General features: G+C 46.2%; 20 protein-coding genes. 10 read left to right on the plus strand and 10 right to left on the minus strand.

Annotated features, from left to right (window positions below):
• The first annotated feature begins 195 nt into the window (after positions 1–195).
• Genes NQ518_RS11035 through NQ518_RS11050 form a run of 4 tightly spaced genes read left to right on the plus strand, consistent with a single transcriptional unit; the run spans position 196 to position 5,243 of the window.
• Positions 196–2,838 carry a calcium-translocating P-type ATPase, PMCA-type gene (locus tag NQ518_RS11035; protein WP_227961884.1) on the plus strand — a complete coding sequence of 881 codons (2,643 nt, stop codon included), beginning with the start codon at positions 196–198 and terminating at the stop codon, positions 2,836–2,838.
• Entirely contained in the window at positions 2,835–3,446 is a 612-nt protein-coding gene (locus tag NQ518_RS11040) for an HAD family hydrolase (protein ID WP_227207768.1), read from the plus strand. The genes NQ518_RS11035 and NQ518_RS11040 overlap by 4 nt, the downstream gene beginning before the upstream one ends.
• Before the next feature lie 4 nt (positions 3,447–3,450).
• Positions 3,451–4,401, plus strand: coding sequence for a bifunctional riboflavin kinase/FAD synthetase (locus tag NQ518_RS11045; protein ID WP_227961882.1), 951 nt, complete (start codon positions 3,451–3,453; stop codon positions 4,399–4,401).
• A complete protein-coding gene (locus NQ518_RS11050) occupies positions 4,398–5,243 on the plus strand; it encodes a CPBP family intramembrane glutamic endopeptidase (protein ID WP_227961881.1) in 846 nt (281 codons plus the stop codon). Before NQ518_RS11045 ends, NQ518_RS11050 begins: the two co-directional genes overlap by 4 nt.
• A 184-nt stretch (positions 5,244–5,427) precedes the next feature.
• Here NQ518_RS11050 and NQ518_RS11055 read toward each other — a convergent pair whose 3' ends face one another.
• The 5 genes from NQ518_RS11055 to topA all read right to left on the minus strand — a co-directional run bounded on the left by NQ518_RS11055 (position 5,428) and on the right by topA (position 11,397).
• The gene (locus tag NQ518_RS11055; RefSeq protein WP_227961879.1) at positions 5,428–5,916 is read right to left on the minus strand and encodes a pyruvate ferredoxin oxidoreductase; all 489 of its coding nucleotides are present in this window, start codon (positions 5,914–5,916) and stop codon (positions 5,428–5,430) included.
• Complete coding sequence (locus NQ518_RS11060; RefSeq protein WP_227961877.1) at positions 5,906–6,418, minus strand: RNA polymerase sigma factor; 513 nt, start codon at positions 6,416–6,418, stop codon at positions 5,906–5,908. Before NQ518_RS11060 ends, NQ518_RS11055 begins: the two co-directional genes overlap by 11 nt.
• Positions 6,419–6,607: 189 nt before the next feature.
• Positions 6,608–8,500 (minus strand): biosynthetic arginine decarboxylase, encoded by a 1,893-nt coding sequence (speA, locus tag NQ518_RS11065; protein ID WP_227961875.1) that lies wholly within the window; start codon positions 8,498–8,500, stop codon positions 6,608–6,610.
• A gap of 22 nt (positions 8,501–8,522) precedes the next feature.
• Entirely contained in the window at positions 8,523–9,050 is a 528-nt protein-coding gene (locus NQ518_RS11070; RefSeq protein ID WP_227961873.1) for a shikimate kinase, read from the minus strand.
• Positions 9,051–9,066: 16 nt separating this feature from the next.
• Positions 9,067–11,397, minus strand: a complete 2,331-nt coding sequence (topA, locus tag NQ518_RS11075; protein WP_227961871.1) for a type I DNA topoisomerase — start codon at positions 11,395–11,397, stop codon at positions 9,067–9,069.
• 698 nt (positions 11,398–12,095) lie between these two features.
• On the opposite strand from topA, the gene NQ518_RS11080 reads away from it, so the two are divergent.
• On the plus strand, positions 12,096–13,271 hold the full coding sequence (locus NQ518_RS11080; RefSeq protein ID WP_374211116.1) for a redoxin domain-containing protein: 1,176 nt from the start codon (positions 12,096–12,098) through the stop codon (positions 13,269–13,271).
• 105 nt (positions 13,272–13,376) lie between these two features.
• On the opposite strand, the gene NQ518_RS11085 is transcribed toward NQ518_RS11080, so the two are convergent.
• Positions 13,377–14,201, minus strand: coding sequence for an alpha/beta hydrolase (locus NQ518_RS11085; protein WP_227961869.1), 825 nt, complete (start codon positions 14,199–14,201; stop codon positions 13,377–13,379).
• Positions 14,202–14,466: 265 nt separating this feature from the next.
• Here NQ518_RS11085 and NQ518_RS11090 point away from each other — a divergent pair, with 265 nt between their 5' ends.
• From NQ518_RS11090 to NQ518_RS11105, 4 genes are read left to right on the plus strand one after another with little or no spacing between them, the layout of a single operon-like run.
• Entirely contained in the window at positions 14,467–15,438 is a 972-nt protein-coding gene (locus tag NQ518_RS11090; protein ID WP_227961867.1) for a lysophospholipid acyltransferase family protein, read from the plus strand.
• A gap of 15 nt (positions 15,439–15,453) precedes the next feature.
• Complete coding sequence (locus NQ518_RS11095; protein WP_102696235.1) at positions 15,454–16,614, plus strand: glycosyltransferase family 4 protein; 1,161 nt, start codon at positions 15,454–15,456, stop codon at positions 16,612–16,614.
• Between the two features lie 36 nt (positions 16,615–16,650).
• On the plus strand, positions 16,651–17,460 hold the full coding sequence (locus NQ518_RS11100) for a glycosyltransferase family 2 protein (RefSeq protein ID WP_102696234.1): 810 nt from the start codon (positions 16,651–16,653) through the stop codon (positions 17,458–17,460).
• On the plus strand, positions 17,457–18,464 hold the full coding sequence (locus NQ518_RS11105; RefSeq protein ID WP_102696233.1) for a glycosyl transferase family 90: 1,008 nt from the start codon (positions 17,457–17,459) through the stop codon (positions 18,462–18,464). Before NQ518_RS11100 ends, NQ518_RS11105 begins: the two co-directional genes overlap by 4 nt.
• On the opposite strand, the gene NQ518_RS11110 is transcribed toward NQ518_RS11105, so the two are convergent.
• On the minus strand, positions 18,461–19,423 hold the full coding sequence (locus tag NQ518_RS11110; RefSeq protein WP_227961864.1) for a glycosyltransferase family 2 protein: 963 nt from the start codon (positions 19,421–19,423) through the stop codon (positions 18,461–18,463). The two genes, NQ518_RS11105 and NQ518_RS11110, sit on opposite strands and share 4 nt — an antisense overlap.
• Before the next feature lie 188 nt (positions 19,424–19,611).
• Between NQ518_RS11110 and NQ518_RS11115 the strand changes: the two genes are divergently transcribed.
• A complete protein-coding gene (locus tag NQ518_RS11115; RefSeq protein WP_227961862.1) occupies positions 19,612–20,808 on the plus strand; it encodes a glycosyltransferase family 87 protein in 1,197 nt (398 codons plus the stop codon).
• On the opposite strand, the gene NQ518_RS11120 is transcribed toward NQ518_RS11115, so the two are convergent.
• From NQ518_RS11120 to NQ518_RS11130, 3 genes are read right to left on the minus strand one after another with little or no spacing between them, the layout of a single operon-like run.
• Positions 20,753–21,178 (minus strand): GtrA family protein, encoded by a 426-nt coding sequence (locus NQ518_RS11120; RefSeq protein ID WP_227961860.1) that lies wholly within the window; start codon positions 21,176–21,178, stop codon positions 20,753–20,755. The genes NQ518_RS11115 and NQ518_RS11120 overlap by 56 nt on opposite strands.
• A complete protein-coding gene (locus NQ518_RS11125; protein ID WP_227961858.1) occupies positions 21,168–22,124 on the minus strand; it encodes a glycosyltransferase family 2 protein in 957 nt (318 codons plus the stop codon). The genes NQ518_RS11120 and NQ518_RS11125 overlap by 11 nt, the downstream gene beginning before the upstream one ends.
• Positions 22,121–22,906: a polysaccharide deacetylase family protein gene (locus NQ518_RS11130; RefSeq protein WP_227961856.1), complete on the minus strand. Its 786-nt coding sequence runs from the start codon at positions 22,904–22,906 to the stop codon at positions 22,121–22,123. Before NQ518_RS11130 ends, NQ518_RS11125 begins: the two co-directional genes overlap by 4 nt.
• Positions 22,907–22,908 lie beyond the last annotated feature (2 nt).

Here is a 22,908-nt window from a genome sequence, read left to right on the forward strand (position 1 = left end):
ATGTGCCTTTTTTGTTTTTAGTTATGACGGCGTTGTGAATCGTCAATGATGTTTCAAAGTTACATATTTTAATCCGAATAATTGGTAGAAAGAAGAAGTTGTAGCATCTTTTTACAATTATTAGCAAAATGAATAAAGAGGATTTGTTGCTTTTATTTTGCTATGCTCTTGAATTCAAGTAACTTTGCACAAATTATGAGTACGCAAAACATTAGAAACGAAAGGGTCAATCATACAGGTTTGACAGACGAACAGGTGGCGGCTAACAGGATAAAATTTGGCAAAAACATACTGACGCCACCCCCCACAACCTCATTGTGGAAGTTGTATTTGGACAAGTATCGCGACCCCATCATTCAAGTGCTTTTGGTTGCTGCCGCTGTCTCTTTGGTGTTGGCTTTCGTTGAACAGAACTTTATAGAAACCATTGGTATCTTTGTTGCCATCTTCTTTGCAACCAGCGTCGGCTTTTACTTTGAGCGGGATGCAGCCAAGAAATTCAACATTCTTAATGCGCTGAATGAGGAGTCGTTGGTGAAGGTTCGACGCAATGGACATGTCGTGGAGATTCCTCGAAAGGATGTGGTAGTGGGCGATTTGATGGTTATTGAGGTGGGTGACGAGATACCTGCCGACGGAAAACTCGTCAAGGGCGTGGATTTGTTGATAGACGAGTCGTCGTTGACGGGCGAACCCATCTGCTCAAAGGGTATTGATGTGGACGATGACGAGGATGATGAAGCACATGAAAAAACCTACCCTCATGACATGGTCTTGCGCAGTACGATGGTCATGAATGGCCGAGGGGCCGCCGTTGTTACAGCGGTTGGCGACGCCACGGAGATTGGTAAGGTGGCTCGTAACTCGAGCGAAATAACGCATACCCAAACGCCTTTGGACACCCAATTAGCCAAATTGGCCAAACTTATCTCGGTGGTTGGGTCGGTAGTGGCTGTTGCTGCCTTCATCATCTTCCTCATACACGACATCCTTGTCAATGACGCTGTATGGCAGGGCACTGATTATTTCAAGATGGCCGAGGTGGTGTTGCAGTACTTCATGATGGCTGTAACGCTGATAGTGATGGCCGTACCCGAAGGACTTCCCATGGCCGTAACCTTGAGTTTGGCGCTGAACATGCGCAGGATGTTGAAGAGCAACAACCTTGTTAGAAAGCTGCATGCGTGTGAGACGATGGGGGCGGTGACAGTAATCTGTACCGATAAAACGGGTACCTTGACGGAAAACAAGATGACGGTCATGGAGATGGCTGGCTCTTCAATCGTTACGGATGTGTCTGAACATGATGCGCTGGCTCAGGCTATCGCCCTCAATACAACGGCAGAGTTGGGAGAAGATGGCGCTGGAATCGGTAATCCAACGGAGATAGCCCTGCTGACATGGCTGCAAAAACATGGCGTTGATTATCAAACCATCCGTAACCAAGCCACAACGATTGCGCAGTTGCCGTTCTCAACTGAAAACAAATACATGGCAACTGTTGCAGAGATGGGTGGCAGGAAGTATCTCTTCGTGAAAGGAGCGCCTGAGATTGTGATGAACTTCTGCACCTTATCTGAAGCCGAAAAAGAATCCTATCAGTCTACTTTGTTGGGCTATCAGCACAAGGTCATGCGCACTTTGGCGTTCGCTTGCAAGCAACTTGAAGCGGATGCGCTATCCAATATCCAAATCAAGAATCACTTGCAAAATCTCTCTTTGCAATGCGTTGCAGCGATTAGTGATCCTGTTCGCGAGGATGTTCCAAATGCTGTTAACCAATGCCAACAAGCGGGTATCGAGGTGAAGGTCGTGACGGGGGATACGCAAGCCACCGCTATTGAGATAGCAAGGCAGATAGGTGTCTGGCATGATGATACGCCTTTGGAAGCCGCACTGACCGGTCCAGAGTGGAATGCGCTGTCGGATGAAGAGGCATACGAGCGCGCTCATACCATCAAAGTGATGTCGCGTGCGCGTCCATCAGATAAACAACGACTTGTGGAAATGCTGCAAAAGCGCAAAGAAGTGGTGGCTGTGACGGGCGATGGGACCAATGATGCGCCCGCATTGCATTATGCCCATGTGGGTTTGTCGTTGGGGTCGGGAACCAGTGTGGCCAAGGAAGCCAGCGATATGACGTTGCTCGACGACTCGTTTGGCTCTATCGCACATGCCGTGATGTGGGGTCGTTCGTTGTATAAGAACATCCAACGCTTCCTCTTTTTCCAGCTTATTGTCAACATCACTGCGCTACTTCTTGTTCTTGGAGGGGCTTTCATCGGTGTGGAGATGCCGCTCACGGTGACGCAGATATTGTGGGTGAACCTCTTAATGGATACCTTTGCAGCCATGGCATTAGCCTCTTTGCCTCCTTCACGCGAGGTGATGAAAGACAAACCGCGTAAGGAAAACGAGTTCATTCTTAATAAAGAGATGCGCCAAGGCATTCTTTTCTGCGGCGTAACCTTCTTTATTTTCCTGTTTGCCATGCTCATTTATTGTGAACGTAATGTGTCGCAAGGCATCAGTATGCGTGAGTTGACCATCTTCTTCACAACCTTCGTGATGATTCAGTTGTGGAACCTGTTCAATGCAAAGACGCTCGGTTCCAATCATTCGGCATTCCGCTATCTGTGGAAAGACAAGGGACTGCTGCTCGTGTTGCTGTTGGTTATCTTGGGACAGTGGCTCATCGTGACCTTCGGAGGTAAGATGTTCCGCACCGTACCGCTGTCGCTCAGCGACTGGTTGGGCATCATTGGCCTTACCTCTGTTGTGCTTTGGGTGGGTGAACTGTGGCGATGGACGAAACGATTAAGGGCAAGAAAGTCATGAAACAGAACGTAAAAAACATCATATTTGACCTGGGTTGCGTGCTTGTAGGACTTGACAAACAACGCTGCGTGCGTGCTTTTGAGCAGATAGGGGCAGGAGACGTTGCCTCTTATGTTCGGGATCATCGCACGGCTGACTTGTTCTTTGACATTGAAACGGGCCAAATGACGACGGAAGAGTTTTGTGATGAAGTTCGCAGAATGAGCCGATGCAAGGCTGAGGATAAGGATATTGTCTGGGCATGGAACCAACTTTTGGTGGGTATTCCTGATGAGAAGAAACAGCGTTTGGTGGAGTTGAACAAGGAATATCGACTTTTCTTGTTGAGCAACACCAATGACATGCACTGGCAGAAATGCGTGAACGATTTCTTTCCCTATCACCATCTGGGGGTAAACGATTATTTCGAAGACGTTTATCTGTCGTACAAGTTGCAGCTTACGAAACCCGATCGTAAGATTTTTGAGGCCGTGTTAAGGCACTCACAGCTGCAAGCAGCAGAGACACTCTTTATTGATGACGTAAAAGAAAACTGTGAATCGGCCGCACAACTGGGCATCCAGGTGATGCACGAGACCACAGGTAACGATTGGTTAAATGCGTGGTAAGGATATGAAAACCATGATATTGGATGAAAAAACGGTTCTAACGAGTCCCTGTGTGGCAACCATAGGATTCTTCGATGGGGTGCATTTGGGGCATCAATTCTTGATACGTCAGGTCGTGAAGATAGCTCGTGACGCGGGATTGTCATCCCTAGTCATCACGTTTGACAAGCATCCTCGCCAAGTGTTACACAGCCATTATGTCCCCGAACTGTTGACCACGACCGAGCAAAAGCTGCAACTGCTGTCTGCAACCGCTGTTGATCAGGTCGTGGTATTGCCCTTTACGCAAGAGATGGCGAGTATGACAGCCCAACAATTCATGGGCGATGTGCTCCATCGTCGGTTACAGGTACGCAAGTTGGTGATTGGTTATGATAATCGGTTTGGACACAATCGGGAAGAAGGATTTGATGATTATGTGCGCTATGGACGAGCATTAGGCATTGAGGTGATACGCAGTGAGGAGTTTTCTTTGGGCAAAGATGCCGTGCATGTGAGTTCTTCTGCCATTCGAAAATACATCCATGAGGGTTCAATGGAGCAGGCCAATCGCTGTCTGGGACGTCCCTATGTGCTCACGGCTCATGTTGTTGATGGGTGTAAAGAGGGTAGGAAACTTGGCTTTCCTACAGCCAATCTCAATTTAAGCGAAGTCACACAGCTGCTTCCTGCCATGGGTGTTTATGCCGTGAAAGCGCAGGTTGAGGGGACAGGACCATGGTATCGGGCGATGACCAGTATCGGTATGCGGCCCACCTACAATGGAACAAGCCTGACAGTAGAAACTCATATCCTTGAAGGATTTCATGAAAACATCTATGATAAGCAGCTTTCCGTGGCCTTTTTCAAACGCCTTCGCGGTGAAAAGCGGTTTGACAGTTTGGCGTTGTTACATGCTAAAATAACGGAAGATGCACGGGAAGTAAATCATTATTTTAACAAAATAGAGAAATGATGCGCAAATCAATCAAAGGAATATTAGACATTGCATGGTATTTGGTGGTGTTTATCATGCTTCAAGTGTTGGCCACTTATTTGGTCAGCATCTTGTCTTTGCTGCACAATGGCATGGACTTCGGGACCGCATTGCACTATCTTCAGTCGCATCGCGTGTTCAGTTCGACGACGGTCATCGCCACTTCTGCCGTTTCCAGTGTGCTGACAATCGTCTTATTCATGTCGCTTAAATGGACACCTGTGGCACGTTCGTATGTGCGCAGTAAGCCTTGGGCGGCGTTGTTTTGGGTGGTTTTACTATCATTGGGCACCATCATCCCCTCTGCATGGCTGCTTGAGCAGATGGAAGTAGAGGTACCTTCTGGCTTAGAACGAATGCTCAATGCCCTGATGGGCAATCGGTGGGGGTATCTATCCGTTGGCATCTTGGTGCCAATTGCCGAAGAAACTGTTTTCAGAGGCGCCGTTCTTCGCACCTTACTCCAACTCTTCCGTGGCCGTACAACTTGGCTGTCGATCATCCTTTCGGCGTTGATTTTTGGGCTTGCACATTTCAATATGGCTCAATTGCCGCATGCTTTTCTCATGGGTTTGTTGTTGGGATGGATGTATGTGCGTACCAACAGTATCGTACCTGGCATTGTTTTGCATTGGGTAAACAACTCTACAATATTCATGGTGTATAATCTTATTCCCAGCTCGGCTAATGGTAATCTTGTTGATATCTTTGGAGGCAGCCAGCAAGCCGTGTGGATGAGTTTGCTCTTCTCTCTGTGCATCATGCTTCCAGCCTTGTTCCAATTGTCCCGAAGATTGAAGAAAGCCGACCCAGTGGCATAGCGGTTGGGTTGTTGGTGGGTAGACATGAACATGAAATGACTAAAATAGCGAAACGCCACCCCTTTGGTGGCGTTTCTTAAGTACGTTAGTATGTTATGAAAAATTTGAGAGAAAAGTGAAGCTTCACAGCTTCGTTTTTGTTTTACTAAACATGTTTTATAATTGAGAAAGCATAGAAATTATCTTATTTGATGATGGTAGCCGGCTGCACATCTGCGGGTGTTATGTTGCTTTGTTGCATGCTGTCTATCGTCGCAGAGTCGCCAATGGCCACTGAAGTACCTTGCTGTAGCTGTTCTGTTCCATCATAGGATGCACCTATGTTGTCGTTATTTTGCATGAACGGAACCTGCAATGCGTTGCTCAATGTCAGGATAATGGCTACCACGGCGGCAGCTTTGAAGAGCGGCATCAGCCGTTGTCTCATCTTGATGGTGCGCGCCTTGACCGGTGCTGGCTCATCGATCATGGACAGAATCTTCTCATCAAAGTCGTCTCCCAATACCTTTTGGGTTGCTTCTTGTTGAGCGTATACGAACAATGCGCGATACTTTTGCAAGTCCGCGGGAACGTCTTCCTGACTGAAGAACGTGCGGAGAATCTCTTCTTCTTGAAGCGTTGTCTCGCATGCCCAATAGCGTTCCAATAGTTGTTCGATATATTTATAATCCATAATTGTCGTATTTTTGAAATCTTTCTTTTACCATTTGCCGGGCTCTGAAGATGTTTACCTTCACTTGTTCTTCACTGATGCCCAGTATTTTGGCAATTTCTTTGTAAGGCTTTCCCTCGAAATCTCTGAGTTGCATGCAGCTTCTTTGTTTTTCTGGAAGCGCATTAACGAGGTTTCTCACAAGTTCTATTCTGTCTTGTAGTAGGGTATCCTCGAATGGTGTCGAGGAGGTGTCTGGGCTTTCTGTCTGTCTTTCTTCGAGCGAATCATTGAGGTTGTCGTGCTTCTTGATTCTGTCGAGTGCTAAGTTGCGGCAGATAGTGATGCTGAAGGCTTCTATCGATTCTATTTCATTCCAGCTTTCACGCTTGTCCCAAACCTTTATCAGTGTGTCTTGTACGATGTCTTGGGCCTCCTCATGACTGAGGGTGATGCGTAAAGCTAACCTGTAGAGCGCATCTTTGAGTGGTAAGACATCGTTACGAAAACTGATATTCTTCATCTTTGCCTCTAATTAAATGACGATTGAGATAGGGATAAGTTACATGCACCTGCAGATTTAACTATTTTTTTAGGTTAATCAGTAGGATGAATCTTGCCTTTTTTGCTATTGGTGAAGCCTTCTTTACCAGAAGTAGACGTTGGTGGAATTGTGTGCAGCAAGTATAAAAAAGTGTGCCGCCACCACGGATTATTCCAGGTAAGTATATCCGTAAAGCCCCGAACGGTAGTTGTTTAAAAACTCTTTACCTTCTTCCAAGGATATTTTTCCCAGCTTAACACTCTTCGTTACCCATGTTTCCAGTTGCCTAACCAGTTTCTTCGGACTGTATTGAACATAATCAAGTACCTCGTCTACGGTCTCTCCATCAATCACTTGGTCGATGCTGTATTTGCCGTTTTTCACGGAAATGTGCACGGCATTGGTGTCGCCAAAGAGATTATGCAGGTCGCCTAAGATTTCCTGGTAGGCCCCAACAAGGAACACGCCGAGATAGTAAGGCTCGCCTTTCTTCAATGGGTGCAGAGGCAATACGTGTGAGATATTGCGGTTGGTCACGAAGTTTGCTATCTTTCCATCGCTGTCGCAGGTGATGTCTTGCAGTGTGGCATTGCGTGTGGGACGTTCGTCCAGTCGCTGAATCGGTAAGATAGGGAAGAGCTGATCGATAGCCCAACTGTCGGGAAGTGACTGGAAGAGGGAGAAATTGCAGAAGTATTTATCGGCCAACAGCTTGTCAAGATTCCTCAACTCATCAGGGACATGCTTCATTGACTTGGACAACATGTTGATTTCCCGACACACACTCCAGTACATGCTTTCTATCTCTGCGCGCGTTTGTAGGTCGACAATGCCCAGAGCGAACAAGTCGAGTGACTCTTCACGTATTTGCTCTGCGTCGTGCCAGTCTTCCAACATCGAGCGCGGATTGAGGTTATCCCATATCTCATACAGATCTTTTACCAGCTGGTGTTCTTCTTCGGTTGGCTCAAATTCATCAGGCATGGATGGTAGACTGGCTGTTTCCAGCACGTCAATGACCAACACCGAGTGGTGCGCTGTCAATGACCGGCCGCTCTCTGTGATGAGGTTTGGGTGTGGCACGCCATTCTTGTTGGCCGCATCAATGAAGGTGTAAATACAGTCGTTGACATACTCTTGGATGGAGTAATTCACCGAACTTTCGCTGCTCGACGAACGCGTTCCGTCATAATCTACGCCCAGTCCGCCCCCACAGTCCACGAAATCAACGTTGTACCCCATCTTATGTAGGTTGATGTAGTATTGCGCGGCCTCGCGCAGCGCCGTCTGGATGCGGCGAATTTTGGTGATTTGAGAACCGATGTGGAAGTGGATGAGATGCAGACAGTCTTTGAGTCCTTTTTCCTCCAGCATCTTCAAGGCCAGCAGAAGTTCAGATGAATTCAGGCCAAACTTCGAGGCATCGCCGCCGCTGTCTGCCCATTTACCCGAACCGGATGATGCCAACTTGATTCGAATACCAATGTTCGGGCGCACGCCAATCTTCTTCGCTGCCTTGGCGATGATGTCCAGTTCGTTCAGTTTCTCAATGACAATGAAGATGCGTTTGCCCATCTTTTGCGCCAAAAGTGCCAGCTCTATGTAGCTTTGGTCTTTGTATCCGTTGCAAATGATGAGCGAGTCGCTCTGGCATTGCACGGCAATCACGGCATGAAGTTCAGGCTTACTGCCCGCCTCCAAACCCAGGTTGAACTTCTGTCCGTGAGAGATAATCTCTTCCACCACGGGCTGCATTTGGTTCACCTTTATTGGGTAGATGATGAAGTTCTCGGCTTTGTAATCGTATTCTTTTGCAGCTTGCGCAAAGCAGCTGGCCGTTTTCTCAATTCGGTTGTCAAGAATGTCGGGGAAACGCAATAGTACTGGCGAACTCACGTCGCGCAAAGCCAGCTCGTCCATCACGTCTCGCAGGTCTATTTCGGTATTGTCCTTACACGGCGTCACATAGGCATTGCCCTTTTCGTTGATGCCAAAATAAGAAACACCCCATCCATTGATGTTGTACAACTCTTTTGAATCTTCAATCGTCCACTTCTTCATTGTTGTTTTACGAAACTGTTTTTTATAGATTTAATAATACTTTTAATTGGTCTACGGTTGCCTGTATCTTACCGTAAGAGTCCATCAGACTGACGTCCAGCGTATGCTTTGCCTGCGTATAAAAGGGCTCGCGCTCTTTCAGTTGTGTGCGGATAAAGGCTTTCACTTCCTCTGGTGTCTTGCCCTGCAACAGAGGTCTGACTGTCCTGCCCATCTTCAAATGGCCGTAAAGCACCTCGGGCGAGGCTTTCAGAAACACGGTTTCGCCCTGCCGGTTCATGTAGTCGATATTGTCAAAGAAGCATGGTGTGCCTCCTCCGCAACTCAGGATGACGTGTTCAAACTCTGCCACTTCGTGCAGCATGCGGTATTCTATCTGCCTGAACCCCTCTTCGCCTCGCTCCTCAAAGAGCTGTTTGATGGTTTTTCTCATCCTACTTTCGATGTACCAGTCAAGATCATAAAACGGCATGTCAAGGGCTTTAGACAAGGCTTTTCCAAGCGTTGTCTTGCCCGAGCCCATGTATCCCATGATGATGATGCGGTCCATGCTTGGGGTGAGTTGATTATTTCCTGCTTTTAGCCGTCTTCTTTGCCGGTGCCGCATGCACGATGTCCATGCACTCCTCGTATGTCAAGTCGGCTGCCTTGCCATGTTGGGCTTTGGGCAAGCGATAATTTTTGCCGTCATAAGCGATGTAAGGACCGTAACGACCATTCAGCACTTCCAATTTTGTGTCTTGTTCAAACGACTTGATGTGCCTCTCTTTCTCCTGCTTCCGCTTCTGTTCTATTAGTTGGATGGCCGTTTCCAAAGTCACCTTTAGCGGGTTTTCTTCTTTGGGCAGTGACACATATTTCTTCTGATGAAGAACGTAGGGTCCGAATCGTCCGGCCCCAATCACCACGTCAGTACCTTCAAACAGGCCCACGGTACGCGGCAGTTTGAACAATTCGAGCGCGTCTTCCAAGGTCATCTCCTCCATGCTTTTGTCCGCAGGGAGTTGTGAGAATCGGGGTTTCTCGTCATCATCGGCCGTACCGATTTGTACCACTGGTCCGTATCTGCCTATCTTTACGAACACCGGTTTGCCACTCTTGGGATCGATACCCAGTTCACGTTCGCCAGCCTTGTGTTCGCTTCGTGCGTTCATCACCTTTTCTACAGTGGGCTTGAAGCTCTTGTCAAAGCTCTTCATCATCTTGTTCCACTCGGTGTTTCCCTCAGCAATGCTGTCGAATTTCTCTTCCACATTCGCGGTGAAGTTGTAGTCCATGATACTGGGGAAGTTCTCCATCAGGAAGTCGTTCACCACCATTCCGATGTCCGTAGGCAATAGTTTTCCTTTCTCGTTGCCCACCACTTCTTTCTTGGTCTTCGACGTTATCTTGCCACCCTTCAGCGAATCGATGGTGTATGCCCTATCAGTACCCTTCTTATCGCCCTTCTGCACATATTCTCTTTGCTGTATGGTGCTGATAGTGGGTGCGTAGGTAGAGGGTCGGCCGATGCCCAATTCTTCCAGTTTTTTCACCAAACTGGCTTCCGTGTAGCGTATCGGACTTTGTGAATAGCGTTCGGTTGAGGTGATTTCACGACGTTCCAACAGGTCGCCTTCCTTCAAGGCTGGCAGCGAGTGGGTATAGTCATCCTGGTTGTTCTCATCCTCATCGTTCGACTCGTGATAAGCCTTGATGAAACCTTCGAACGTGATGATTTCGACATTGGCCGTAAACTGTTCTTTCACACCGCTTACATCAATGGTCACGGTAGTCTTCTCCAACTGTGCGTCAGCCATCTGACTGGCTAGCGTGCGTTTCCAAATCAGGTCGTACAGACGGCGCTCTTGCGATGTACCTTCTATCTCGTGCTTGCTCATGTACGTTGGGCGAATGGCCTCGTGAGCCTCTTGTGCGCCTTTCGAGTGCGTGTGGTACTTGCGTGGTTTGCTGTATTCTGCACCGTATGCCTTCACGATTTCATCCTTACAGGTGTTCACTGCCAGTTGTGAGAGGTTCACGCTGTCGGTACGCATGTAGGTGATTTGTCCGTTCTCATACAGATGCTGAGCCACCATCATGGTCTGTCCAACCGTAAATCCCAACTTGCGGGCTGCTTCCTGTTGCAGGGTTGAAGTGGTGAAAGGTGGTGCTGGCGTGCGTTTCAGGGGCTTGCGCGTGATGCTGTCCACGGTGAACTTGGCATCCTTACATTGCTCCAGAAAGGCCAGGGCCTCTTCGTGTTTGCTGAACCGTTTGTCCAGTTCGGCCTTCACTTCCGATGCCGATCCGTCTTCGTTGGTGATGACGAAGATGGCGTTGATGCGATAGTAAGGTTCGCTTTCGAAGGCTTGTATCTCGCGTTCGCGCTCCACGATGAGGCGCACGGCCACGCTTTGCACACGTCCGGCCGACAGGGCTGGCTTCACCTTTCGCCACAACACGGGCGACAAGCGGAAACCCACCAGGCGGTCGAGCACACGGCGTGCCTGTTGTGCGTTGACCAAATCCATGTTCAAATGACGTGGATTCTTGATGGCTTCGAGAATGGCTGGCTTGGTAATCTCATGAAAGACAATGCGGTTGGTCTTCTCTTCGTCCAAACCAAGCACCTCGCACAGATGCCATGATATAGCCTCTCCCTCGCGGTCCTCATCGGAAGCCAGCCACACCTTCTTAGCCTCTTTGGCCTGCTTCTTCAATTCGTTGACAAGCTTTTTCTTCTCTTCCGGAATCTCGTAATTGGGTTCAAGTGTATCTGGATCAATGCTCAACTCTTTTTTCTTCAGGTCTCTGATGTGTCCGTATGATGACATGACCTTATAGTCTTCGCCTAGAAATTTCTCGATAGTCTTCGCCTTTGCGGGGCTCTCTACGATAACTAAATTTTTCTGCATTGTTTCTTTGTGAATCTTATAATTTGCGGCAAAAGTAAACAAAAGTTTCTTTATACCTTTTATATATAGGCAATTTTACTTTGTTTTTTAAGTTTTTAAGATGATTTTGTGAAATTTAAGCGTGCGAAATAAGCACACTTAGGGGTGTGATTCATCATGTCCTGCACTGAATAATGTTGGTTATTTTTACCAAAAAAGGCCCCAAAAACGACCCCTTATATCTTTGATTCTAGAAAAAATCAATAGGCTTGTAGGATGAAAACACGGCTCATTTTGGTAGGATGACAAGCCTTTTTCGCTATAAAAGCAATGTGATTCATCGAAAATAGCATCACTTTGGTGCCTAATAAGCATGGTGTTGCACCGCAAAAGCATGCTTATTGACCACCAAAAGCAATGCTTTTGCCGAGTGAAGGCGTAAAAGGTGGAGTTAAAATGGCGAGATGAATGCACAATATACTGTGTAACAGCAAGTTGAGAAATGGCGTCCATCCTTGGCGTATTTGCACGCAGGCAGGTGATGGTTTGCAAATATGCCCAGCATGATGGGGCCTCTTGTCAAGAAAATTCACTCACAGGGGTGGGCATGATGGATAGTCTGCCCAAGCATAACTCTGTAAAAAACTATCTGGGTAGGCTGACAATCTCAATTATTTGCTATATCTTTGCAGCATTGAAAGACCATTATTTTGAAAAATATGAAAAAGACTTTCCATCATATTCTTTTCATGACAGCCATCACCTGCGGTGCATTGTGTGCTGTTTCGTGTACGCAGAAGAAATTCAACGTCAACGGTACCATTGCGAATGCCAAGGATTCAACCTTGTATTTCGAGAACATGGGACTGAATGGACCGGAGGTGCTTGACTCTGTTCGGTTGGGTGAAGACGGCTCGTTCGCATTCAGTGAGAAAGCAACTGATGCGCCGGAGTTTTACCGCCTGCGCGTGGCAGGGCAAATCATCAACGTGTCAATCGACTCTACCGAGACGGTCAACGTCAAGGCTCAATACCCTAATATGGCTTCACAATACGAGGTGACGGGGTCGGAGAACTGCACGAAAATCAAGGAACTCACGCTGATGCAGATGGCATTACAACAGCAGATTCAGGATATTGCTCAGAATTTGAACTTAAATTCGCAAACCATCAACGACAGTTTGCAGAAGGTGGTTGAGGCTTATAAGGACAAAGTGAAGATGAACTACATCTACAAGGAGCCGATGAAGGCATCTTCTTATTTCGCTCTTTTTCAGACCATCAACGTTGGGAACGGCAGTTTGCTGATTTTCAATCCACGCACGAGTGCCGAAGACGTGAAGGTTTACGCCGCCGTGGCTACCAGTTGGGACACTTACTACCCAAAGGCTGAGCGCGGAGCCAACCTGCATAACATTGCCATCGAGGGTATGAAGGATGTGAGAATCATCCAGAACAACCAGCGTAAGATGTTGGCAGCCAGTCAAGTGACTACGTCCGGACTCATTGATATCGAGCTGACCGACCACCGTGGGGTGCTTCGCAAGCTGACCGACTTGAAGGGAAAGGTGGTGATGCTCGATTTTCATATCTTCGCTTCCAAGCAATCAACAGAGCGCATCATGGCCCTTCGTGAACTATATAATAAGTACCACGACCGCGGATTCGAGATTTATCAAGTGTCGTTGGACCCCGATGAGCACTTTTGGAAGACCAAGACAGAGGCGTTGCCTTGGATAAATGTCCATGCCAACGCTGACGAGCAGAATGCCATTCTCGTGAACTATAACGTGCAGAACATTCCCACTTATTTCATCATTGACAAGAACAATACTTTGCAGAAGCGAGATGTGCAAATCAAAGATTTAGATGCTGAGATACGGTCTTGGCTCTAAAAGACGAAAAGAGGGTGACGGATCATGAATTGCCGCCACCCTCTTTTCGTGAAGATGTTGCTGGTGTAAACCGTCAAACCGGTGCGTAGCGGGACGGTTTTTGTGTCAGAAACTGCGCAACCATGCCTGCAATTCAAGCCGCATCTCCACGTGATAGCGGAACGAACTGTTGTATCCAAAACCATGATCGCCCGAAGGATAGACGTGTAACGATGCCGGTACGTCGTGCCGATACAACTCCAAGTAATAGTTAACGCCATTGGCAGGCAGCACCACGGTATCGTCATCAGACAAGAGGATGAAGGCTCTGGGTGACACACGGCTCACCTGTAGGTCGGTACTGTATTCGCGTTCTGTGCTCTTACTCGGATTCTTGCCCAGCAAGTTGTCGTGCGAACCCTTATGTGTATAGCCTGGCATCATGGTAATTACGGGATAAAACAGTATTTGGAAATTGGCCTTTGCGTCGCCTTTGCTTTTGGTAGCCACGGTGGAGGCAAGGTGTCCTCCGGCTGAGAACCCCATGATACCGATGTCATTACGATTGAGGTGCCATGCCTGTGCGTTCTTTCGCACCAGCCGCATCGCCTGTTCGGCATCGCTCAGCGGAGCTTCTTTCACGCCATGTGGCATGCGATATTTCAGTACGATGGCAGCGATGCCCATGTCATTGAAGAACGATGCCCAGTTGGTTCCTTCGTTTTCCCAAGCCAAGTGGGCATATCCGCCGCCCGGACAGATAACAACAGCCCGTCCTGTGGCGCGTTTGGCAGCGGGCAGAAACACGCGCACCTTCGCCGTGTCGGTAGTAACACCGGTGGGATGTGGGGCGCGCCCATTCCATAAATTCACGTCGAATACCTGCTGAGCGCTCGCATAAGTCGCTGCAATCAATAAACTAAGAGTTAAGAGGAGTTTTCTTGTTTTCATCTAAATGTTGTTGTTAAGGGAACGCAATGTTGTTCCCAATCGTTGTATGCAAAGATACGATTTGTCAATGTTTTGTGCAAATGTATCTTTGATTTTCAGATTTTTCAAGAGTAGGAACAAGGGGAGAATGGTTCATTTAACGCTGAATCGTTGTCTGTAAGTGTGCTCAAAGACTTGCCGTTTGGTAAAATGCCATCGGTGCAGGGATGACAATACAAAGATTTTTTATAACTTTGTGGCATTCTATGAATTGAACGCTTTTCGAATGAAGAAAGTACTGAATGAGGTAGGATATGTTTTGGTTTACGGCACCTGGTATCTGTTGTCACTGCTGCCCATGCGTTTGCTCTACGTATTGTCCGACCTGTTGTATCTCATCATGGCTTACATCTTGAGATACAGACATCGTGTGATTTGGAAAAACCTGTCAAGCAGCTTCCCTGAAAAGAGCCACGAGGAACTGGTGAAGATAGAGAAAGACTTCTATCATTGGTTCTGCGACTACCTTGTGGAGACAATCAAACTGATGACCATGAGCAAGAAGCAACTCATGAGAAGAATGCAGTTTACAGGGATAGGAAAACTGAATGAAGTGTTAGCGCAGGGGCAGTCGTGTGCTATATATTTAGGTCATTATTGCAATTGGGAGTGGATTTCGTCGCTGCCTTTGTGGTTGACCGGGCAGACACAGTGTTGCCAATTGTATCATCCTCTGGAAAACAAATGCTTTGATTATTTGTTTAGATATGTCCGCGAGCGGCAAAATGCGTTGTGCATACCCATGCAAGAGTCGTTGCGGAAGATACTTTCCTATGAGCAGCAGCACCAAACGGTGGTGGTGGGGTATATTGCTGATCAGGTTCCACTGTGGCACAACATCCACCATTGGGTTGATTTCTTGCATCATGACACACCCGTTTTAACGGGGGCGGAGCGCATTGTAAAGAAAACCAATCAAGTATGTTTCTACGGAGACATGAGGCGCGTCAACCGAGGATATTATCAATGTGAAATGAGAATGATGACAGAAAATCCAAGACACTGTGGAGAATGGGAAATTACAAACCTATATTTCAAGTTGCTTGAAGAAACCATACAGCGCCAACCTGCCCTATGGCTGTGGAGTCATAACCGTTGGAAACGAACCAGAGCGGAATATAATTCGAGATTTCCTGAACAGGCCTCAAAGAACAAGAACGCCTCTTCTTCACAGGAAGTTGTAAAGTTAAAAGTGTAAATTGTCTTTTTGCTTATGAAAAATACCAACAACATCATTACTGTCGGCTTTGATGCCAAGCGCATAGTGAGTAACCCGACGGGACTGGGAAATTATGGTAGGACGCTTGTGAATGCGCTGTTGGCAGAAGAGGCGCATCTCATGCTAAGGCTTTATGCGCCAGACAAAGGTAATGATGATTTGCGCGGCCAAGTGAGGGATGCCAGAAATATTTGTTTTTGTTATCCTAGTCATCATTCTTTCCGAATTCAAAGGGATTGGTGGAGACATCATGGCATGGTGCGGCAATTGGTGAAAGATGGGGTTGAGGTTTATCATGGACTGTCGGGTGAGCTGCCTGTAGGTATTCAAGCTAGTGGGGTGAAGAGTGTTGCAACGGTACATGATCTTATTTTTCTTCGCCATCCAGAATATTATAGCGGGATAGATGCATGGTTGTACAAGCGCAAATTCCTGTCTACTTGTCAAGAGGCCGATGTCATCATTGCTATCAGCGAACGTACAAAGCAAGATATTTTAGCTTTTTCTCACTATCCGGAAGATCAAATAAAGGTAATATACCAGGGCTGTGATACAAACTTTAAGGCTGTTGCCGACAGTGAGGAGAAACGGAGGGTGCGCGCTACTCACCGCCTGCCGAGACGCTTCATACTATATGTTGGTACGATGGAGGAGCGCAAAAACTTGCTGTTGGCCGTCAAGGCATTGCGACAATTGCCGCAAGAAATATCTCTCGTGGCCGTAGGCAAGGCGACCTCTTATGTGCAAAAGGTGCGCAAATATATTTCTGAAAACGGTCTTCAACAGCGTGTTCGTATCCTTCACAGTGTGAATAACGATGATTTACCTGCCATTTATCAGCAGGCAGAATGCTTTGTTTATCCCTCGCGTTACGAGGGTTTTGGCATTCCCGTCGTCGAAGCCATACAAAGTGGTCTGCCTGTCGTGGCGTGTACAGGCTCTTGTTTGGAAGAAGCAGGAGGACCAGACTGCATTTACGTGCATCCCGATGACCATCAATCTTTGGCACAAGCCATAGCGTCGGTGTTGCAAGGTGCGGTGGGCAGAACGGAAAGGATAAACAGAAGCAAGCTGTATGTCAAGCGGTTTGAAAACCTGGATGTGGCAGCCCAGGTAGCAAACGTTTACCACATGTTGTTGCGAAAAAGCAGATAACATGGGTCGTCAGTCTTTACTTAGCAGCATCAATATATGAACAGGAATGATATCAAGGTAAGCATGCTCGTCTCAACCTACAACTGGAAAGAGGCGCTAGAACTGTGTTTGCGCAGCATTTTCGCACAAACAGTGTTACCGTTCGAAATAGTTATCGCTGATGATGGGTCGCGGGAAGATACGCGTTCGTTGATACAGAGATTGCGAGATGAGAGCCCTGTACCCCTTAAGCATGTATGGCAAAAAGACAAAGGATTTCGCAAAACAAAAATATTAAATAAGGCCATTGTTGTCATGACAGGCGATTATATCTTGCAAATAGATGGTGATGTGATTTTGTCTCCTCATTTTGTGAGTGATCATTTAGATATTTGTGAATCTAATTGTTTCGTGTGTGGGTCGAGAGTAAAGTTGAGCGAACAGGTGTCTCATCGTATTTTGTCTGCCAAACAAATCCGTCTGCATTGGTGGAATATTTCATTTGGATACATGGCCAACAGCAGTCGTTCGCATTGTTTACGTCACTTGTTGGCTGATAGATACGACAGGAACATTGCTCATGCTCGTGGATGCAATATGGCTTATTGGCGAGATGACCTTGTAAGGGTGAATGGTTTTAATGAGGACTTTATCGAGTGGGGGTACGAAGACAGCGAATTAGCATACCGTCTGCATTTTTCCGGAGTAAGAAAACGAACGCTGAAAATGGGTGGAGTGGTGTATCATTTGTTTCATCCAGAAGCGTCTCGCCAAAATGAACGCAGTAATTTTGCGGAATTGTCACATGTGAAAGAGAGGCTAATGGCATGGTGTGAAAATGGATTGGATCAATATAAAAAGTCATGATTAATGTTTTTCGTTGGGTAAACCATCTATTTGGCTGCAAAAAGAATGCGAAGTGGAAATATTATCTTGTGTCCTATATTCAAGTGTCCATGCCCCATTTTATTCTAAAGTATTTGTGGCAGCGGGATAAGAAAGTTTTGCTTGACCGTGCGGACCAAGATTATATTTGGAATAGGGTGAACTATTATAACCGTTTGGCGATAGAAACTCCTATCGATAAAACTGTGTTTCGCGAGAATTCCACTATGCTTGGAACGCAAAAAATAAAACACCCGAAAGTGTATTATCTAGACTCTTATCGTTATGCCAAAGCCTTTTCTCCCTACTATCGGTGGATAATATTGCCAGGTGATGTTACATATGTCCCTAAACTTCCGTCAATAGTCAAGAGCAGGCCCATTGTGAAAGGTAATCAAAATGCAGTGTTGATGAAGCTCGACCGTGTGCGCCATTTCCTTTTTATACAGGACAAGAAAGCCTTTCAGGATAAAAAAAACATGGCGATATTCCGCGGAGAAATCGGTCAGAAAGAAGGAAACGACTTAAAACAAAATCGTCTTGAGTTCATGCAAAAGTACTTTCAGCACCCCTTAATTGATGCGGGAGTGGTAGATGAGCAGTTTGAAGAGTGGCACACCCCTAAGCTTTCCATTGCCGAACATTTGAATTATAAGTTCATCATGGCGTTGGAGGGGAACGACGTGGCAAGCAATTTGAAGTGGATCATGTCCTCAAATTCGATAGCAGTAATGCCCCCTCCTACTTGCGAATCATGGTTTATGGAAGGTAAACTGATACCAAATTATCACTATATTGCCATAAAAACCGACTTTTCGGACCTTCCTCAACAACTTCGTTATTATATCAATCATCCCGAAGATGCAGAAGCTATCGTTGAGCATGCACACCAATTCGTAGCACAATTCAAGGATAAACGGCGTGAACGCATGGTGTCCTTATTGGTTTTGCAGAAGTATTTGAATATCGTTAATGATGCTCATTAGCGATGCAAGTATAGATACAATCTTCTTGTTGAGCGATATATCCTTCGCACAATTCGGCTGGGGTAAGTATTGTGGAGCAGGAAATACAGCAATCGGGTTGTCAAGAAGCGTGGGTGATAATCAAGCTTTTGTTCTATTAGCGATACTTGATGTTTTGATAAATCACAATCATAGCAGTCAACGTATATTGACAGCATTGCCAAATTTATTGCTTTTACATAAGCGTCGTCAGCATTCTCCTTACTGAAGAAAAACTCAACGACCCTCATGGCCCGTATAAACGAGAATAGTGACTCTAACGAAATGGACGCGCAGTAAGAGCCGGGGCGCTCTCTGCGATAGTAATATACAACCTCGTTTAAAAGAGCCCTGCGCCCCACAAGCAGTAAACAAGGTATCACAGAGTAATCCTCACCGAAGCCGATGCCCTCTGAAAAGAGAATGTGATGGTCTGTAAACAGGGACTTTCTAAACAGTTTTCCCCAAACTCCAAAATCCTTAGTCTTTCTCAGCAATATGGATAAGATGCGGCATTTCAGGCTTCTGTTGTCAGGATAAATCATTCGCAGCTGATTTTGTGCCGTAAAACAGTGGCCACATTCTACGATGTCAGCGTCGGTCTCCATTTGTTTTCTTGCCATTTTCTCAATGGCGTCGCAACCATATAGGTAATCATCGCTATCTACGAAAGCGACAAAATCCCCTGTAGACGCATCTATTCCTGTTTGACGAACGGCGGCAAGCCCCCTGTTCTTAGTGTGCCTAATCAGTTTGGTCTTGGAACTGACGGCAGGATACCTGCTCACGCATTGTCGCAAGACGTCAATACTTTTGTCGGGGCTGCAATCGTCTACAAAGATAAACTCAATGTCCTGGTATGTCTGCGTGAATAAGCTTTCAGCACATTCCTTGATGTAATTCTCTACTTTATAAATAGGTACTAAAACTGATATTTTCATTGATTGATAAAAATAGATAAGTAATATCAAACAAAAGCCATAATCATCTTGATTAACGCAAGGTAGATATATAGGTGATTTTTTTTACAAAGGTATTATTTTTTTTATGATAATTTAGTTCCTCTCTGTATTTATTTAATTATTTTTGTAGCATTGATATGTATTCACAAAACTCAAAGATATATTATATGCTACAATTTAAATGCAGGGCATTCTTAGCCAAACCTTTCTTTCACGACAAGCGAACCTTGTTGTGGCTGTGGACACTTTTGCCCATTATCGCCACTGTTTTCAAGTTGCATCGCAACAACAATTATCTGATATTCCGTGGCGTTTTCTGGCATACAGTGAACCAAACATCGCTGTATGGGGCGTACCCCAACGAATATTTTGATGTAAATCATTATGGACCTTTATTCGCTTTGGTCGTTGCTCCCTTTGCTGTAATGCCCGTATGGTTAGGTATGTTGTTTTGGAATGTAGTACTCTCGCTCTGCTTGTATGTTGCCATTAGTAGGTCGCAACTGAAGTACAAACAGCAAATCTTTATTTATTGGTTTTGTGCAGAGACGTTGCTAACTTCCTTGTTCATGCAGCAATTCAATATTGCCATTGCTGCCATTATCATTGCTTCGTACTTCTTGATAGAGCGAGAGCGTGACTTTTGGGCGGCATTCCTCATAGTGTTAGGTACATTTGTCAAGCTATATGGGGTGGTGGGACTGGCTTTTTTCTTCTTCTCCAAGCATAAAGGACGGTTCGTTTTATCGTTGTTATTGTGGGCTGTTGTGCTGTTCGTTGCGCCTATGCTGATAAGCAATGCCGACTATGTGATAGGGCAATATCACGAATGGTATGTTACCTTGTTGGAAAAGAATGGAGAAAACCTCCAATCTATTGCCCAAAATATCTCCTTATTGGGCATGGTTCGTCGCATTACAGGCAATCTTTTATATTCCGATTTGTGGCTCATCGCTCCAGCGTTGGTATTGTTTTTCATCCCTTACTTTCGCTTTTCGCAATACAGAAATGCAATGTTTCGCCAAACCTACCTTGCATCGGTGTTGCTGTTCGTCGTACTTTTCAGCACAGGCAGTGAGAGTAGTTCGTACATTATTGCCATTAGTGGGGCTTGTATATGGTATCTGTCTGCTCCGTGGCAACGCAATCGTTGGGATGTAGTCTTCATGGTGCTGGTGTTAATGATATCAGGATTTGGCTCGTCCGACCTCTATCCTCGTTGTATACGGCACGACTTGATACAAGTATATTCGTTGAAAGCCCTACCATGCACTTTGGTTTGGCTGAAACTATGCTATGAAATGATGTTCAAGAATTATGCTTCCGCTGATGTAGGTACACAAAGTGAAGCATCAAGAAGTTGATGGGAACAGCCACAATCATCACCAATATGGGCGAAAGCCATTTGCTCACGTCCAACCAAAGAAAGACATTCAGCAAGCCAATCTCCATAAGATAGTTGACAATATGACTCCCCACAAAGCCCGCAGCATTGGACTTTGTGGGCTTTTTGTGGAAGGTAAAATAAGTAGTGAGTACATAGTTGCATACCAATCCTACCCCATAGCCTGCCGTGTAGGAAACATTCGCATTGGTAAACATCAAGAACAGGCAATAAATGCCATAATGAATCAGCGAACAGACCGTACCTACTAACCCAAAGCGAACGATGCGTCCTGCATCTTTTCGCAGTTTGGGGTGTCTTTCTCCGTATGCTTTGAAGCTATTCTTCATCCGCTCCAACAATTTTGGTTACATGGTATAGCGGTCTGTTTTTTACTTCGGTATAAATCTTTCCGATATAAACGCCCACAATACCTATTGACAGCAAGATGAATCCTCCTACGAGCCAAATGCTCATCATGATTGATGCCCAACCCGGATAGGCTGTTCCCACGGCCAGTGCATGAATAACATAGATGCCAATGCCGATGCTTAGAAAGATGAAAAGCAAACCAGCATACAGTATGAAATATATGGGATGTACGGTAAACGAGGTGATGCCATCGAGTGCCAAGCTTAGCATTTTGCGCAGTGTGTATTTGGATTTACCTGCCTGTCGCTCGCTGATGGGGTCATCGACACATGCCGATGGCAATCCCAGCATAGGTATCAATCCGCGCAAATACAAGTTGTGTTCCTGATAAGTGGATAGGATGTCAAGGGCAAGGCGGCTCATTAAGCGGAAATCTGCATGATTGAACACGCTTTTCACACCCAACTTGTTCTGCAATCGGTAAAAGGCAGTGGCACTCAGTCGTTTCAATAGTGGGTCTGCCTGCCGTGAAGTCTTCACGCCATACACCACTTCGCAATTATTGTGAGTGTACTCGTGAATCATCAGCGGAATGGCATTCAGGTCGTCTTGCAAGTCGGCATCAATCGTAACGACCGCATCTGCCCATGTTCGAGCCGTCATCATGCCAGCCATCATGGCATTCTGATGTCCCACGTTGCTTGCCAAGTTGATGCCTCTCACAAACTTGTTGGTTTGTTGCAACTTGCAAATAAGCTCCCAAGTGCGGTCTTTGCTGCCGTCGTTGACAAATACCATCATGCTGTCGGCACTGATGTGTCCTTGTTGTATGAGGTCGTTAAAAAGGGTTGTCAATTGGGCTACTGAGTTTTCCAGCACCTCTTCTTCGTTATAGCAGGGGGATATGGTGGCTAATCTCATCATGCTTTGTTCAATTTACTTTTTGCAAATTCGGTAAAGGTAACAAACGCTTCCTCTTCTTTTTTCAACATCTTGATGAGGTTGCTCAATCGTTGAACCATTTTATCGCCACTATTTTTGCGGATGATATACGGCATCTTGTATTCACGGTGTGCGTTGAGGTCGTAGAACTCCCATGGATGAAAATAGGTTACAAAATAGCCATCGTGTCGCAGTACTCGCCTTGTCATCCAGTGATAGAGCTGCTGTGGCAAGAGATGTAACGACAGCCAGAACAGCGGAAAGCGCACCCAAGGCGTTACCGATGCTGGTATTTGCATCACTTCTCCGCGCATAAACCATGTGCGAGGCGTTGTGAGGTGCATGTATCTGCCAGGAATAAAGGCAGGATTTAGGGAAGAGTTGTACAGATAGCCCGCTTTTTCAATGTCTTTGTCTGACACGGGAAACATCCTTGGTTGTCGATAGCCATGCACCTGTGTACCTGCCACACTTTCTACGATGCGTTTGGATTCAAACACGTCTGTAGGTTTAGGTTGCCAATGGTCCACACCATGACAAGCCACCTCGTGCCCCTCTTGCATAATGCGCCTAATGGTTTGAGGCGACTGTTCGGCAAAGTTTGCCGTACAAAAGAAGGTAGCGTGTACTCCATTTTGTTGTAAGCAGTCTAATATCTTGTTCGTGCCTTCAACAGAAATACGCATCCCTTCTTCTAACGAAATGTTCACGCCGTGTTCTTTGGGTACATCAAATTCTTCGGTGTCGAAACTCAATAATATCATGA

Source organism: Hoylesella buccalis ATCC 35310 (assembly GCF_025151385.1).
GTDB classification, from domain to species: Bacteria; Bacteroidota; Bacteroidia; order Bacteroidales; family Bacteroidaceae; genus Prevotella; species Prevotella buccalis.